At 39.0% G+C, this 14,603-nt stretch carries 10 protein-coding genes; 6 read left to right on the forward strand and 4 right to left on the reverse strand.

Annotation, left to right across the window (positions count from 1 at the left end; translation table 11 throughout):
- Positions 1–5 precede the first annotated feature (5 nt).
- Both DX009_RS06470 and cls read left to right on the forward strand, forming a co-directional pair.
- On the forward strand, positions 6–956 hold the full coding sequence (locus DX009_RS06470) for a KpsF/GutQ family sugar-phosphate isomerase (RefSeq protein ID WP_115083426.1): 951 nt from the start codon (positions 6–8) through the stop codon (positions 954–956).
- A gap of 80 nt (positions 957–1,036) precedes the next feature.
- The gene (cls, locus tag DX009_RS06475) at positions 1,037–2,356 is read left to right on the forward strand and encodes a cardiolipin synthase (RefSeq protein ID WP_115083826.1); all 1,320 of its coding nucleotides are present in this window, start codon (positions 1,037–1,039) and stop codon (positions 2,354–2,356) included.
- A 10-nt stretch (positions 2,357–2,366) separates the two neighbouring features.
- Here cls and DX009_RS06480 read toward each other — a convergent pair whose 3' ends face one another.
- The 4 genes from DX009_RS06480 to DX009_RS06495 all read right to left on the reverse strand — a co-directional run bounded on the left by DX009_RS06480 (position 2,367) and on the right by DX009_RS06495 (position 6,351).
- The gene (locus DX009_RS06480) at positions 2,367–2,978 is read right to left on the reverse strand and encodes a helix-turn-helix transcriptional regulator (protein WP_115083427.1); all 612 of its coding nucleotides are present in this window, start codon (positions 2,976–2,978) and stop codon (positions 2,367–2,369) included.
- Between the two features lie 65 nt (positions 2,979–3,043).
- Complete coding sequence (locus DX009_RS06485; protein WP_006044656.1) at positions 3,044–4,000, reverse strand: helix-turn-helix transcriptional regulator; 957 nt, start codon at positions 3,998–4,000, stop codon at positions 3,044–3,046.
- 478 nt (positions 4,001–4,478) lie between these two features.
- Positions 4,479–5,324 (reverse strand): hypothetical protein, encoded by an 846-nt coding sequence (locus DX009_RS06490; protein ID WP_115083428.1) that lies wholly within the window; start codon positions 5,322–5,324, stop codon positions 4,479–4,481.
- Between the two features lie 70 nt (positions 5,325–5,394).
- Positions 5,395–6,351: an aldose epimerase family protein gene (locus DX009_RS06495; RefSeq protein WP_115083429.1), complete on the reverse strand. Its 957-nt coding sequence runs from the start codon at positions 6,349–6,351 to the stop codon at positions 5,395–5,397.
- A gap of 1,082 nt (positions 6,352–7,433) precedes the next feature.
- On the opposite strand from DX009_RS06495, the gene ftcD reads away from it, so the two are divergent.
- The 4 genes from ftcD (at position 7,434) to hutI (ending at position 13,947) form a co-directional block, all read left to right on the forward strand.
- A complete protein-coding gene (ftcD, locus tag DX009_RS06500) occupies positions 7,434–9,137 on the forward strand; it encodes a glutamate formimidoyltransferase (protein WP_025000819.1) in 1,704 nt (567 codons plus the stop codon).
- 13 nt (positions 9,138–9,150) lie between these two features.
- Complete coding sequence (locus DX009_RS06505) at positions 9,151–11,148, forward strand: urocanate hydratase (protein WP_115083430.1); 1,998 nt, start codon at positions 9,151–9,153, stop codon at positions 11,146–11,148.
- An 82-nt stretch (positions 11,149–11,230) separates the two neighbouring features.
- The gene (gene hutH / locus DX009_RS06510) at positions 11,231–12,706 is read left to right on the forward strand and encodes a histidine ammonia-lyase (RefSeq protein WP_115083431.1); all 1,476 of its coding nucleotides are present in this window, start codon (positions 11,231–11,233) and stop codon (positions 12,704–12,706) included.
- The gene (gene hutI, locus DX009_RS06515; RefSeq protein WP_115083432.1) at positions 12,703–13,947 is read left to right on the forward strand and encodes an imidazolonepropionase; all 1,245 of its coding nucleotides are present in this window, start codon (positions 12,703–12,705) and stop codon (positions 13,945–13,947) included. The genes hutH and hutI overlap by 4 nt, the downstream gene beginning before the upstream one ends.
- Positions 13,948–14,603: the final 656 nt, after the last annotated feature.

Here is a 14,603-nt window from a genome sequence, read left to right on the forward strand (position 1 = left end):
TCAAGATGAAAAACGTTAGAGATTACGCTATACAGTGCATAAAAGACGAAGCAAATGCAACCCTCGCACTGATAAAACAATTAGATGAAAACTTTGACAAAGCAGTAGATTTAATGTATCATTGCAAAGGAAAAGTGATTGTTACAGGAGTAGGGAAAAGCGGAAATATTGGTGCTAAAATAGCAGCAACATTATCATCAACAGGAACTCCCGCTTTCTTTGCAAATCCATTAGACGTTTTCCATGGTGATTTAGGAGCTATGACAAAGGACGATGTTGTTTTAGCACTATCTAATTCAGGTCAGACAGACGAACTTCTACGCTTCATTCCAATGGTATTGCACATGAATATTCCTATTATTGGTATGAGCGCTAACCCAAATTCATTATTGGCAAAATATGCAACGACACACATAAAGGTATGGGTCGAGAAGGAGGCATGCCCACTAAATCTTGCTCCGACAAGCTCCACTACAGCCGCTTTGGTTATGGGCGATGCGCTTGCAATTGCCCTAATGGAAGTCAGAAAATTTCGTCCGAAAGATTTTGCACAGTTCCACCCAGGCGGAGAATTAGGCAAACGCTTGCTTACAACAGCTCAAGACGTTATGCGTTCAGAGGATTTACCCATCATTCCAAAAGAAATGCACTTAGGAGAAGCCATCATTCACGTTAGCAACGGTAAGTTAGGCTTAGGCGTTTCTGTGGAGAATAATAAGGTTATCGGACTAATTACCGATGGCGATATACGTCGTGCGATGGAGAAATGGCAAGCAAAATTCTTTGATCAAACAGTAGAAGACATAATGACAAGAACACCAAAGATGGTTCTCCCGAATACAAAAATAACCGAAATACAAAGCATTATGCACAAATATAAAATACACACAGTATTGGTTTGCGATAAGGAACGAAAACTATTAGGTGTTGTTGATCATTACAGTTGTATGCTTTAACTATCGTAGTAGTTAAACAAAGAAGAACACAATACATTGTAATAAATATAACTGATAAGAGAAAATACAATAACGAATACGTGAAGAAAATAGAGAGAACCCCACTTCTAGTTACTATCTTACTATTATGGTTTACCTTTGTCGAACAACCCATAATAGCAGTTTCTACTATACAGACACAACCTTCTCAAAGAATAAGTTCCGACTCTTCAATAGTCCAACAACTTAAAACGAAAGGAATACAATTCAGTAACAACAATTCAGTAACACTGTTGACAACTGGACAAGAGAAGTTCGACGACCTATTTAAAGCCATAGATCAGGCACGTTCAAGCATACATTTAGAGTATTTCAACTTCAGAAACGACTCTATAAATAAAGAACTTATTAACCATTTAGCAAGAAAAGCAAAAGAAGGAGTAGAAATTAGAGCTATATTCGATGGATTTGGTAATGCCAGTAATAACCGACCAATGCGTAAAAAGCATTTAAGAGAAATCAGGGAAAAAGGCATTGAGATATATGAATTCAAACCAATAGCCTTTCCATGGATACACGATATATTTAACAGAGATCATCGCAAGATTGCTGTTATTGATGGAAAAATTGGTTATACAGGTGGAATGAATGTAGCTGACTATTATATAAAAGGTACAAAAGTAGTTGGAGAATGGCACGATATGCACTGTAGAATAGAAGGAGATGCCGTAAACACATTGCAGAAGATATTTCTACAAATGTGGCAAAAAGTGTCTGGTCAGAATATTCATGGAGCCAAGTATTATCGTGGAATAAGCAACGCAGAATATATAAAAGGTTTAAAAGTAGACACTTGTAAATCGGCAGGCCATCAAATGGTAGGCATACTCAACCGTGAGCCACACATAACGAAAGATATAATTCGTTTCTTTTACGAAAAAGCAATCAACGATGCAAAAGACAGCATAAAAATTATTAATCCATATTTTACACTCAGTCCGAAGTTAAGAGCAGCTTTAAAGAATGCTGCTAAACGTGGAGTAAAAGTAGAAATAATGCTAAGTGTCAAAAGCGATATACCACTAACACCTGATTGTGGCTACTACAACGCACATAAACTTATGAAAGATGGTTGTACCATTTGGCTGTTCGAACCGGGATTTCATCATACAAAAATTATACTCGTAGACGGGAAGTTCTGTACAATAGGTTCGGCAAATCTAAATGCTAGAAGTTTAAGATGGGATAGAGAGGTTAATGCTGTAATCGTAGATAAAGAAGTTACAAAAGAATTAGATACTATTTTTGAAAGTCAAAAGAAGAGATGCTTTAAACTAACAGAAAAGAAATGGAATGAATGGAGAACTCCTTGGCAAAAGCTAAAAGGGAAGTTAGGCTTTCTACTATCACCATTCTTATAGTCTTGAGTGCCTAAATTTTATTTATATCTACATATCCATGCATAACAGCATAGATTGTTAATGCAGAAACACTCTTCATACCAAGTTTCTCCATAATATTTTTTCGATGTGTAATAACTGTGGTCAAACTAATATTGAGTTTGAGTGCTATCTCCTTATTAATATACCCTTGCACTACCAAAGAAAGAACTTCTATCTCTCTATTACTTAATATCTTGTTCTTTAAAGCTTGTGGTAATTCTGGTAAGTTCTTACCTCCAGCATGTCCATATTGCTCTACCATAAGCAGATTACGCACTAGCTCTTCTTCATCTACACTTACACATATACAGTGAAAACCGGACAACTGAGAATTAGAGTCTTTTGAAACAGTTAATAGAATTGTTTTCTGCCTACGCTCAGTAAAGAATATTCTGTTCTCCAAGACAATAGTTTGTGCAACAAAATAATGAAAGAACGAATCTGGATTAGCTGTATAGAAATCATCAAAAGAAGAAAAAGTTTCTACTTCCATTATAGGAAGTACGTTTTGTAGAATATTCTTCAATCCTAATACAGCTAGTGTATTAGGATCAATAACAGCAATACGTGGACGTCCACCCATCATTCTTTTCATATCCATAAGAGAACTGTTTTATTTTTAATTATGGCGAGTTAATGTTACTTGTGATATAAAAACAACATTTACTACAGATTTACAGTACCTATATCTACCAAATTATTTACAATGGCATATATAGTGAGACCTGCTGGAGAATGTATCTGCAATTTACGCGCAATATTCCTACGATGCGTAATCACAGTATTTGTTGAAATACACAAATGATTGGCTATCTCTTTGTTTGTCATTCCTTGAACTACACAAATAATCACATCTTTCTCACGATCGCTTAGGGTCTCGCCCATATCTGGTTGTTTGCTAAGCATACTAGATATTTTCACAGAAACATCATTCTGTTTACTCTTCATCTCCAGATGACGAATAGCAGGTATAAATATTTCATCTTCAACATTTGCATGTTGGTCGAGCCAATCCTCACAACGGTAGATATCATATAATGTTGCTGTAAGCTGACTGTTACGATGTGCATCAGATGGAAGATATTTAATTATGATATTCTTAAGTTCATGCAATTTTACATCTGTTTGCTTATGATGTTTAGAGAAGGTCTCTATATCGTAATTACTATTTGTTTGACCCGCTAATAATGAATCAACATAAGGGAAAACCGTTTTTTCTTCGTATTGCATGTGATTACGAATGTCGTGCGAATACTCATCATACAATTTTAGAATAAGTCGGGCTAAATTGTCATTCTCGTCTAACGAATCCACAAGCTTTTTACGAATGAATGGTAATTGGAAGTCTAAATAATAAGTATGAAAAGCCTTCAAATATTTCACTAAAGTAGGTATTGACAATCTATCGGCATCATCATAATCTTTATAACCATTCATTGTAAAATTCACGATAGACAGAAAAGTATAGGTATCAACATTCTGACTATCGCAGACTTCACGAACTGTTTTATCTCCAAAGCCCAAATTAATACCAAAACTGCCTAAGGCTTGAAGCAGGTCGTAGTTATCGCTGATAAGAGATATCATCTTATCATCAGCTTCATACATTTTATGATTCTTCATTTAGGTCGTTTTTTATTCATTATCTTTTTGTATAAGATAAACTTGCTTTTGAAAGAAACGACAGATGTTCGTTGTCTTCTTATTGCAATATCTTTGCAAAGTAAGAACATTTCTGTGAGTTACACAATAGCTAAAAGTAGGTATTTCAAAATACCAAAAATTTAGTATTGCAGCAAACAAATAATGGTTGTATCTTTGCAAACAAATGGGTGCAGGGATAATTGCAACTCCCGTACAGTAAGAAATGTAACGAGTAACAAGATACAAACTTCGTTTTCTTTACTTTCTTGCTGCGAGACAGCAATTAGGAATCTGCACTCTTTTTATTTTGCAAAAGTACTAATAATTAAACAAATAGAATAAGAAATTTAAAGAAATCAGCTATTTACCTATACGAAAAGCAATCATTGAACTCTTTTTTGTCTACTTCTTTAATATTATCACTACTTATTTTTTAATAGAAAAGAGAGTTTTTATCTCATCTTACTGGATAGCTGTATCGGTTAAAATCGTACAATCCTTTATTCTGATTAGGCAAACGGTCGTATTCTACACTTATAGATAGTGAGTTTTGTTTATGTTTACCCCATTGGTAAGAAACGCCACCACCTATTCTATCCATAAACTTATACATAGGCATTCCATAAGCACTACTCATATAAGGGAGGAATCCACTACCCCAATACATAGGCGAGAGTCCCATTGCATACCCATCAATGGCATAATTTCCAATTGCCCATGGAGCGAAGTTGCCAGAATTAAATGCTTTCTGAACAAAGAAATATGCACTCCAATGATCATTAAACCGATAATTAAACAACGCATTAACACCTGCTGTTGTATAATTAGAGCCACTATAGGTTACATTATTTATATAACCACCTATTGCCAATGTTGCCTTTGGCGATAAATCGGTTACATACATTAACGACACATCTTGTGTAAATCCTGCACTATGAGAATATCCACGTCCTAAGTTTGCAAATACAGATGCACTAAGATTTACATTCAAGCCTTTGTGCAAACGCCATAAATCAAATCCTTCACCATAATTCCAATAAGGATAGTAAACATCATTATTGTTTATAGTTCCACTATATTCATCGAAAGATTGTAAGTTTTGGGGCGTCTGGTGCTGATTGCGTTCTTCTGCTAACTGACGTGCGTATTCTTTCTCTACCTCTGTTGCTTTCCTAGCTCCTTGCAAATGTGGAGATACTATAGGTGCAACAACTATCGTATCTATATTACTTTTAGAAATATCTTGCGCATATATTTCTAAACCAATGAATAATGCTATCGTTATGACAAATATCTTCTTCATACGTTGCAAAATTACTTTTTTGGCATTTAATTACCAAGAAAATTAAAAGTATTTAATCTTTTCTACCTATCTATTTAACAATATGCTCTCTTCTCATTATCAATGGAGGGTCTGTAGAAAAAGCAAATACGGTTGTAGAATGGAACTCTTTTTCTGGCGATATTGCCGTATTTATTTCTTTTTTATTGCCATCATAACCTTCACGAATGGGTTGAAACGAGATGCCTGTACTTAGTTTCCCATAAGAGTTTATGTGTAAAGATGGTTCACATATATGAACTGTCATAACTCTCCCACTCTGTTCGTCAAAAAGAATTGCAGCTGGATTTTGTGTTTTAGATGGATGTCGTAATTGAAATGTGTGGTTATAGCCATTCTGGAAATTATTTATGCGCTCTCCCAACTCACGTGGCTGATTGAAGTCTAATGAGGTATAACGCATTTTCTTTTGCTTATGGGCTAATTTCTGGTTCGCATTCAAAGCATTCGTTTTATATGAATCTATCCACAAATATTGCTTTAAGATAGAACGGTTAGTATCGCCAGACAAATTGAAAACAATACCATTAGTAACTTGACAGTGTGTTGAAATTGTAGAACTTACATTATAATCAATATCAAGAGCATTCTGGTCGGATAGCGTATAGGTTACAGATACTTTTAATTTGCCTTTATGTTCACCATTAATAATATCGGTAATACAACAAAATGTAGCTGTCTGACTTTCAACACTCACTACTTCCCAAACTTTATCTGCTGATACAAGGGGAGCATTTTCAGCATTATTTATGAGCGTAGCGCCAAGTGTTATGTCGTCTTTATAGTTAGATATGTGTGCATAGCCTTTTATCACTGGTTCCAATCTACCATTCCAATTGCGTACTTCGAGTTTTATAACACGTGCACCATAGTTGCTTACTACGGCATTCATACCAGTGTTATTTCGTAATTCAAAAGTCTTTACTTCTTGGGCTAACAGCGCAAGAAAGAAAAAACAAGCTAGTAGCGTAGAAATTAGACGTTTCATATTTCTTAATTTTAGGTGTATCTACTTATGTAGTTCTATCTTATACGATTGTTGCAAAAGTAGTCTTTTTTTTCGAAAGAGAGATTATTTAGAAGAGAATTCTTTTATTTCACCTTATTTTATATTCACTCAAGTTTAATTGTCTGAATTATCTCGCATCATTCTTTAAGCTATTTTTGTTAGCATCAATATCGAAAACATTTTACTATTAAATATAGGTGTTGTAGAGGAGAGTGAATAATTGATAATACCTACGCTTTAAAAGTGCATTTTATTGATAATAGAAAATCTTTGCAAGTATCCTATGTCGTGCTATTGATGGCAACAACACAACGAAGAAAGCCTGTGGATACCTTAATTATTGGCTCACATTTAACAAAACATCTCCGCCCATCTTATTTCTCTCCGTCTTTACATATTTTGTGGTACGCCAACCTTGTAATCTGCAGCTATAAATTGTGTATAGAAGAAGTTGATAATACGAGTCTACAATAATTCTCTCATAACATACCATCGTTTCTTATATATATGCGCAGCTTTTTATATATGTAATGAACATTGTTTCTAACGCTAAACAGCGTTTTACTTACACGTAAATAAAGTTCTACTTACACGTAAGTAAAGTTTTACTTACATGTAAATAAAGTTTTACTTACACGTAAATAATACTGTATAATCAGTATATCGTTGATACAAAGTACATCAGAGAATGTTCCCAATGCATTGTGTTCGCCAGATAATTAATAAGACAACAAAGAATAAAACATAATGGGCTGCAAGCTGGAAACGAAAAAAACTTTCTTTCGTCCTTCATTCTCTACACCTTAAAGAACACTTAAACCCAAACCAGTTATTAGATTCTAAACATATTTTGTTTTATTATAGAGCAGCCTGCAAAATGACCTATACGCCTCAAAGGAATATATCATTTTCTATAATAAAACGCTATTTTCAATCAATCGTTGATGTAAAACTGCATTTTTTGAATAGTTTAAGCCTAAATATTTTGTAGATTCCAACCTTATTCTTAATTTTACACCGTAAAGAAATTACGCCTAAAAAATTTAATATACAAAATAAAAATGGTACAAGAAAAACAGATCATTGAATGTGTTCCTAACATTAGTGAGGGACGTAACAAAGCTATTATTAAACAAGTAACTGACGAAATTGAACGCGTTAAAGGTGTAAAACTACTCGACGTGGATCCAGGCGAAGCTACAAACCGCACAGTAATAACTTTTGTTGGGTCTCCTGACGCAGTATTAGAAGCCGCATTTCAATGTGTAAAGAAGGCTGCTCAGCTCATCGATATGCGCCAACATCACGGTGCTCACCCACGTATGGGTGCAACCGATGTTTGCCCATTAATTCCAGTTGCAGGTATCACACTCGAAGAATGTGCAAAGTTAGCACACAAGTTGGCAGAACGAATTGCTAACGAGCTTAAAGTACCTTGCTACTGCTACGAAGCTGCTGCAAGAACTCCAGAACGCCGTAATCTCGCTATTTGCCGTAAGGGTGAATACGAAGGTTTAGCAGAAAGAATGACGGTTGAAGCTGAAGCACCCGATTTTGGAGCTCGTGCGTGGGACGAAGGCGTTGCACGTACAGGCTGTACAGCTGTGGGAGCTCGCGACTTCCTTATTGCTACAAACTTCAACCTAAATACCACTTCTACTCGCCGCGCTAATGCAATTGCATTCGACGTACGCGAAAAGGGACGCCCACAACGTGAAGGTGGTTCACCTGTTGGTAAACCAATGAAAGATGAGAATGGAAAAACCATTATGATTCCAGGTACGTTGAAAGGCACAAAGGCAATCGGTTGGTTCATCGACGAATATGGCATTGCACAAGTTTCAATGAATATTACCGACATAAACGTTACTCCATTACACGTTGCATTCGACGAAGTTTGCCGTTGCGCACAAAACCGTGGTATTCGTGTAACTGGTACAGAAATAGTTGGTTTGATACCAAAACGTACATTAATAGAAGCTGGTAAATACTTCCTGAAAAAACAAAATCGGTCTACAGGTATTCCTGAAGAAGATATTCTGCAGATTGCAATTAAGTCTATGGGATTGGACGATTTGAAAGAATTTAACCCACGCGAAAAGGTTATCGAATATCTCTTGGAAGACGAGAACAAAACTGCAAAACTTATAGACCTTACAGTGAAAGGCTTCGCTGACGAAACATCACGCGAATCACCTGCTCCAGGTGGTGGCACCATCTCTGCTTATATGGGAGCCTTAGGAGCTGCATTGGGCACAATGGTTGCCAACCTCTCAAGCCATAAGGCTGGTTGGGACGACCGTTGGGAAGAATTCAGCAACTGGGCAGACAAAGGTCAGAAAATTCAAGCAGAATTAATGGTGCTCGTAGACGAAGATACCGAAGCTTTCAACCGCATTATGGAGGCATTTGGTCTTCCTAAAAAAACAGACGAAGAGAAAGCTGCTCGTTCTGCTGCAATCCAAGCTGCAACTTTGTTCGCAACACAAGTACCTTTGCACACAATGCAAGCATCATTCAAAGTATTTGAACTCTGCAAAGCTATGGCAGAAGAAGGCAATCCAAACAGTGTTTCTGATGCAGGTGTAGGTGTACTCGCAGCTCGTGCAGCCGTATTAGGTGCAGGTTTAAACGTTAAGATCAATGCATCGGGATTGAAAGACCGTGAAGCTGCTGATAAGCTCGTAGGCGAGGCTAATGAGCTGATTAAGAAGGCTAATGAGCTTGAAACTGAAATAATGAAGATTGTAGAAGACAAATTATAAAAGATATAATAAAATGACTAAAGAACAATTTATAGCAGATATTCGTGCTGGCATACCTGAGACACTTCCAGAGCCTCAAATATACGACACATCTATTAACCACGCTCCAAAGCGCAAGGATATTCTTACAGCAGAGGAAAAGAAGCTTGCACTTCGCAATGCATTGCGCTATTTCCCAAAGAAATTCCACGCAACTCTGGCACCAGAATTTGCCAATGAGTTAGAAACATACGGACGTATCTATATGTATCGTTTCCGCCCTACATACGAAATGTACGCTCGGCCTATTGACGAATATCCACACAAATCGCAACAGGCAGCTGCTATTATGATGATGATTCAGAACAACCTCGACAAGGCTGTAGCTCAACATCCTCACGAATTGATTACATACGGTGGTAATGGTGCTGTATTCCAAAACTGGGCACAATATCGTTTAGTTATGAAATACTTAAGCGAAATGACCGATGAGCAAACACTCGTTATGTATTCTGGTCACCCACTCGGTCTTTTCCCATCACACAAGAATGCGCCACGTGTAGTTGTTACCAATGGTATGGTAATTCCTAATTACTCTAAACCAGACGATTGGGAACGCGACAACGCACTAGGCGTAAGTCAGTATGGTCAGATGACAGCTGGTTCATATATGTATATTGGTCCACAGGGCATTGTTCACGGAACAACAATTACAGTATTGAATGCTGCACGCAAAGTTGGTGGCGACAATATGAAGTTGTTTGTTACAGCTGGTCTTGGCGGTATGTCAGGTGCACAGCCTAAAGCCGGTAATATTGCAGGCGTTGTTAGCGTAACAGCAGAAATCAATCCATTGGCTGCTCGCAAACGCCATGAGCAAGGTTGGGTAGATGAATTGCATGAAAACCTCGACGAGCTTATTCCTGCAATTTGCAAGGCTGTTGAAGAAAAACGTGTGGTTTCAATGGCATACGTAGGCAACGTGGTAGACCTTTGGGAACGTTTGGCAGAAGAAAATATCCACGTAGACCTTGGTTCTGACCAGACTTCGCTCCATAACCCTTGGGCTGGTGGCTACTATCCAGTAGGTGTTTCGTTAGAAGAAAGCAAGCGTATGATGGCTGAAGAACCTGAATTGTTCAAGAAAAAAGTACAAGAGTCTTTGCGCCGTCAAGTTGCTGCAATCAACAAACTTACTGCCAACGGTATGTACTTCTTCGATTACGGCAATGCCTTCCTATTGGAATCAAGCCGTGCAGGCGCTGATATTATGGGCGAGAACGGTAAATTCCGTTATCCTTCATACGTTCAAGACATCATGGGACCTATGTTCTTCGACTATGGTTTCGGTCCTTTCCGTTGGGTTTGCTCATCTGGCGATCCTAAAGACTTGGAGACAACCGACCGTATCGCAACAGAAGTTCTCGAAGAAATACGCAAGACTGCAACTCCCGACATTATCGGACAATTGGACGACAATATCCACTGGATTAAGGAAGCAGGCAAGAACAAGCTCGTTGTAGGTTCTCAGGCTCGTATTCTTTACGCTGACTCGGAAGGCCGCACAAAGATTGCCTTAGCATTCAACGAAGCTATTAAACGTGGTGAAATTAGCCGTCCTGTAGTTTTGGGTCGCGACCATCATGACGTATCAGGTACTGACTCTCCATTCCGCGAAACAAGCAACATCTACGACGGTTCACAGTTCTGCGCTGATATGGCTGTTCAGAACGTTATTGGTGATTCTTTCCGTGGCGCAACATGGGTTTCAATCCACAACGGTGGCGGCGTAGGCTGGGGCGAAGTTATCAATGGTGGCTTCGGTATGGTTATCGATGGTAGTGAAGATTCAGACCACCACATTCGTCAAATGCTCCTTTGGGACGTGAACAATGGTATTTCTCGTCGCAGCTGGGCACGCAACAAGGGTTCAATCGACGCTATCAAGCGCGAAATGGAACGTACACCGGGTTTGACCGTAACACTTCCAAACTTTGTTGATGACGATATTATCAACGAAGCATATAAGTAAAAACAAACGTATTCACAGATAAGGCATATCCTTATCTGTGAATATTCATTTTAAAGAAACAAGTTAACTTTTAAATACAATTATGACACATAAGATAAGTGCAGAACACCTCTCTATTGAAAGAATTGGTGAAATCATTGAAAACAACATTAAACTCGAACTTTCTGATGACGCACGCAACCGTATTGTTCGTTGCCGTGAATACTTAGACAAGAAAATTGAAACATCAGATAAACCTATCTATGGCGTTACAACCGGCTTTGGTTCGTTGTGCAAAATCTCTATCGACAAGCAACAACTCTCTGACCTTCAGAAGAACCTTATGATGTCGCACGCCTGTGGTGTTGGCGACCGCGTTCCCAACGAAATCGTAAAGATTATGTTGCTGCTCAAGATTCAGTCGCTAAGCTACGGCTTCTCAGCTTGCCAATTGGTAACTGTAGAGCGTTTGATTGATTTCTTCAACAACGATATTTACCCTGTTGTTTATATGCAAGGCTCACTCGGTGCATCGGGCGACCTCGTTCCATTGGCTCACCTATGCTTGCCACTCTTGGGTATCGGCAGTGTAGAAATGAACGGTGAAGTTATTTCTGGCGAGGAAATGCTGAAGAAGATGAATTGGCAGCCTATCCAGCTCGTTTCAAAAGAAGGTTTGGCATTGCTCAACGGTACACAGAACATGAACTCATTTGCTGTTTGGTGCTTGCTCCAAGCACAGCGATTGAGCGATTGGGCAGACAAGATTGGTACAATGTCGCTCGAAGCTTACGATGGTCGTATTGAACCATTCACTCATGCGGTACACGCTGTTCGTCCTCACCAAGGACAAATTGAAACAGCTGCTCGTATTCGTGAGTTGCTCGAAGGCAGTGAACTCATTAAACAACCAAAAGTAAACGTACAAGATCCTTACTCTTTCCGTTGTATGCCACAGGTTCACGGTGCATCAAAAGACACCATACGCTACGTGAAATCTGTAATCGACATTGAAGTAAATGCAGCTACCGACAACCCAACCGTTTGTCCAGACGAAGACCTCGTTATCTCTGCGGGCAACTTCCACGGCGAACCTATCGCACAACCAATGGACTTCCTTGCCATTGCACTTTGCGAACTCAGCAACATTTCAGAGCGTCGTATCTACAAACTCGTATCTGGCACACGCGACCTTCCAAGTTTCTTGGTAGCTAAACCAGGCGTGAACAGCGGTTTCATGATTCCACAATACACTGCTGCTTCTATCGTTAGCCAGAGCAAGATGTACTGTACACCTGCTTCTGCCGATAGCATTCCTTCTTCACAAGGACAGGAAGACCACGTCAGCATGGGTGCGAACGCAGCTACAAAACTCTATCAAGTAGTGCTGAACACTGAACGTGTACTTGCTATTGAGCTTTTTAATGCAGCACAGGCACTCGAATTCCGTCGCCCATTGAAGTCTTCTCCTGCCATCGAAGCTATCTTCGAGGCTTATCGTAAGGATGTGCCATTCGTTGAAAACGACCAATTTATGGCACCACACATTGCTAAGTCAGTAGATTTCCTCCGCAAATGAAACTCTTAGTAACAAATATCGGCATACTGGCAGGCATCGGACACGAAGGTAAACGATGCCTGCGAGGGGCTGAAATGTCCCAACTAAACACCATTGAAAATGCTTACCTTTATGTAGAAAACGGTCGCATCGTTTCTTACGGACCACGCATTGACACGCCGCAAGTAGGACGCAGCACATTGGTTGTAGATGCTGAAGGCGGAACCGTTATGCCTTCGTTCTGCGATTCTCACACTCATGTTGTTTATGCTGGCAGCCGAGAAGGCGAATTTGTTGATAAAATCCGTGGCTTAAGCTATGCAGAAATTGCAAAGCGTGGTGGCGGTATCCTCAATTCTGCCGACCGCCTGCACGAACTTTCAGAAGACGAACTCTACGAACAGGCGATGAAGCGAGTAGACGAGGTTATTCGAAAAGGTACGGGTGCGATGGAAATAAAGAGTGGCTACGGCTTGAATCTTAAAGACGAGCTGAAGATGCTGCGTGTTATTCGTCGCATAAAGGAGACTGCTCCTGTCAAGGTCGTTGCCAACTTCCTCGGTGCGCACGCTGTTGGTCGTGAATATGCTGGTCGCCAAGCCGAATATGTAGACCACATCATCAACGATATGTTGCCTGCCGTGGCAGAAGAAGGGCTTGCCGACTTCATTGACGTATTCTGCGACGAAGGTTTCTTCACTCCAGACGAAACGCGACGCTTGCTCCAAGCGGGTGCAAAATATGGTCTTCGTGGTAAAATTCACGGCGAAGAACTTGCTGTTTCAGGCGGTGTAGAAGTAGGTGTTGAATGCAACGCCCTCTCCGTAGACCACCTTGAAGCGATGGACGACCACGATATAGAACTGCTAAAAGACGCTGAAACTATGCCAACCGCTTTACCCGGAACATCGTTCTTCCTGAATATGCCATTCGCACCGGGCAGAAAGATGATTGATGCAGGACTCCCAATGGCAATTGCTTCCGACTACAACCCAGGTTCTACACCATCAGGCGATATGAAATTTGCTGTGTCATTAGCCTGCATCAAAATGCGTTTAATGCCAGCTGAAGCACTCAATGCTGCAACCATCAACTCAGCTTATGCTATGGGACTGAGCGAAGAGTACGGCTCTATCACCGTGGGTAAGGTAGCCAACTTCTACATTACCGACCCAATTCCATCAATCGACTTTATCCCTTACGCATACACCACACCTATTATTCGCCAAGTATTCCTTAATGGCGAAGAATATGCGTTATAAACTAATAAGAATCCCACTACTCACAAATTGAGTCAGTGGGATTTTCTTTTCTCTACTTTCCTACTTAAGAAAATAGAAAAACACAGATTTATAAAGCAACCTTAATTTTCATTTTCTATCTCACAACTATATGCTTTTATATTGAGCGTTAAATGTTATAAAAAGTGAATTTACTTTCTTAAAGTGTTAATTCTTAGAGCGTAAAAATGGGCAGGAAGGCCACTTTTTAAAATAAGTTTATTCTCTCTCTCAAAAAAGGCAACTATTTACGTGCAATATATAAAGTACAGATATTCAGCAAGTAACACGATAGTCATATTGTTAGTGTGCAACTTATAACACATTAAACAATCGCAAAAAGAGCATAAAACTTACAAATTTGAATAAAAGTAATAGAAGATTTAGGCAAAAGTGATTGAGCAAACTGCAAAAAGCTGGCGAACTTTTTATAAAAAGCTCGCCAGCTTTTTATAAAAAGGTATTGAGCAATCAATAAAAAGTAGTTGAGCTTTATATAAAAAGGTACTGAACAACGTAGAAATAGCTGGCGAGCTATTCTATTTATCCTCAATATCAAATGTTAACAGAATCGCGAATATTATATTTTTTTTACAATCAGAAAAGTAGACTCATACTGAACTTTCGCCCAATAATTA

This window comes from Prevotella pallens, from assembly GCF_900454935.1.
Lineage (GTDB): Bacteria > Bacteroidota > Bacteroidia > Bacteroidales > Bacteroidaceae > Prevotella > Prevotella pallens.

Excerpts from the sequence above, each read along its gene's own strand:
- ftcD (WP_025000819.1), top strand. The coding sequence starts at position 7,434 with ATGGTACAAGAAAAACAGATCATTGAATGTGTTCCTAACATTAGTGAG.
- hutH (WP_115083431.1), top strand. The coding sequence starts at position 11,231 with ATGACACATAAGATAAGTGCAGAACACCTCTCTATTGAAAGAATTGGT.
- DX009_RS06480 (WP_115083427.1), bottom strand. The coding sequence starts at position 2,978 with ATGGATATGAAAAGAATGATGGGTGGACGTCCACGTATTGCTGTTATT.
- DX009_RS06505 (WP_115083430.1), top strand. The coding sequence starts at position 9,151 with ATGACTAAAGAACAATTTATAGCAGATATTCGTGCTGGCATACCTGAG.
- hutI (WP_115083432.1), top strand. The coding sequence starts at position 12,703 with ATGAAACTCTTAGTAACAAATATCGGCATACTGGCAGGCATCGGACAC.
- DX009_RS06495 (WP_115083429.1), bottom strand. The coding sequence starts at position 6,351 with ATGAAACGTCTAATTTCTACGCTACTAGCTTGTTTTTTCTTTCTTGCG.
- DX009_RS06490 (WP_115083428.1), bottom strand. The coding sequence starts at position 5,324 with ATGAAGAAGATATTTGTCATAACGATAGCATTATTCATTGGTTTAGAA.
- DX009_RS06470 (WP_115083426.1), top strand. The coding sequence starts at position 6 with ATGAAAAACGTTAGAGATTACGCTATACAGTGCATAAAAGACGAAGCA.
- DX009_RS06485 (WP_006044656.1), bottom strand. The coding sequence starts at position 4,000 with ATGAAGAATCATAAAATGTATGAAGCTGATGATAAGATGATATCTCTT.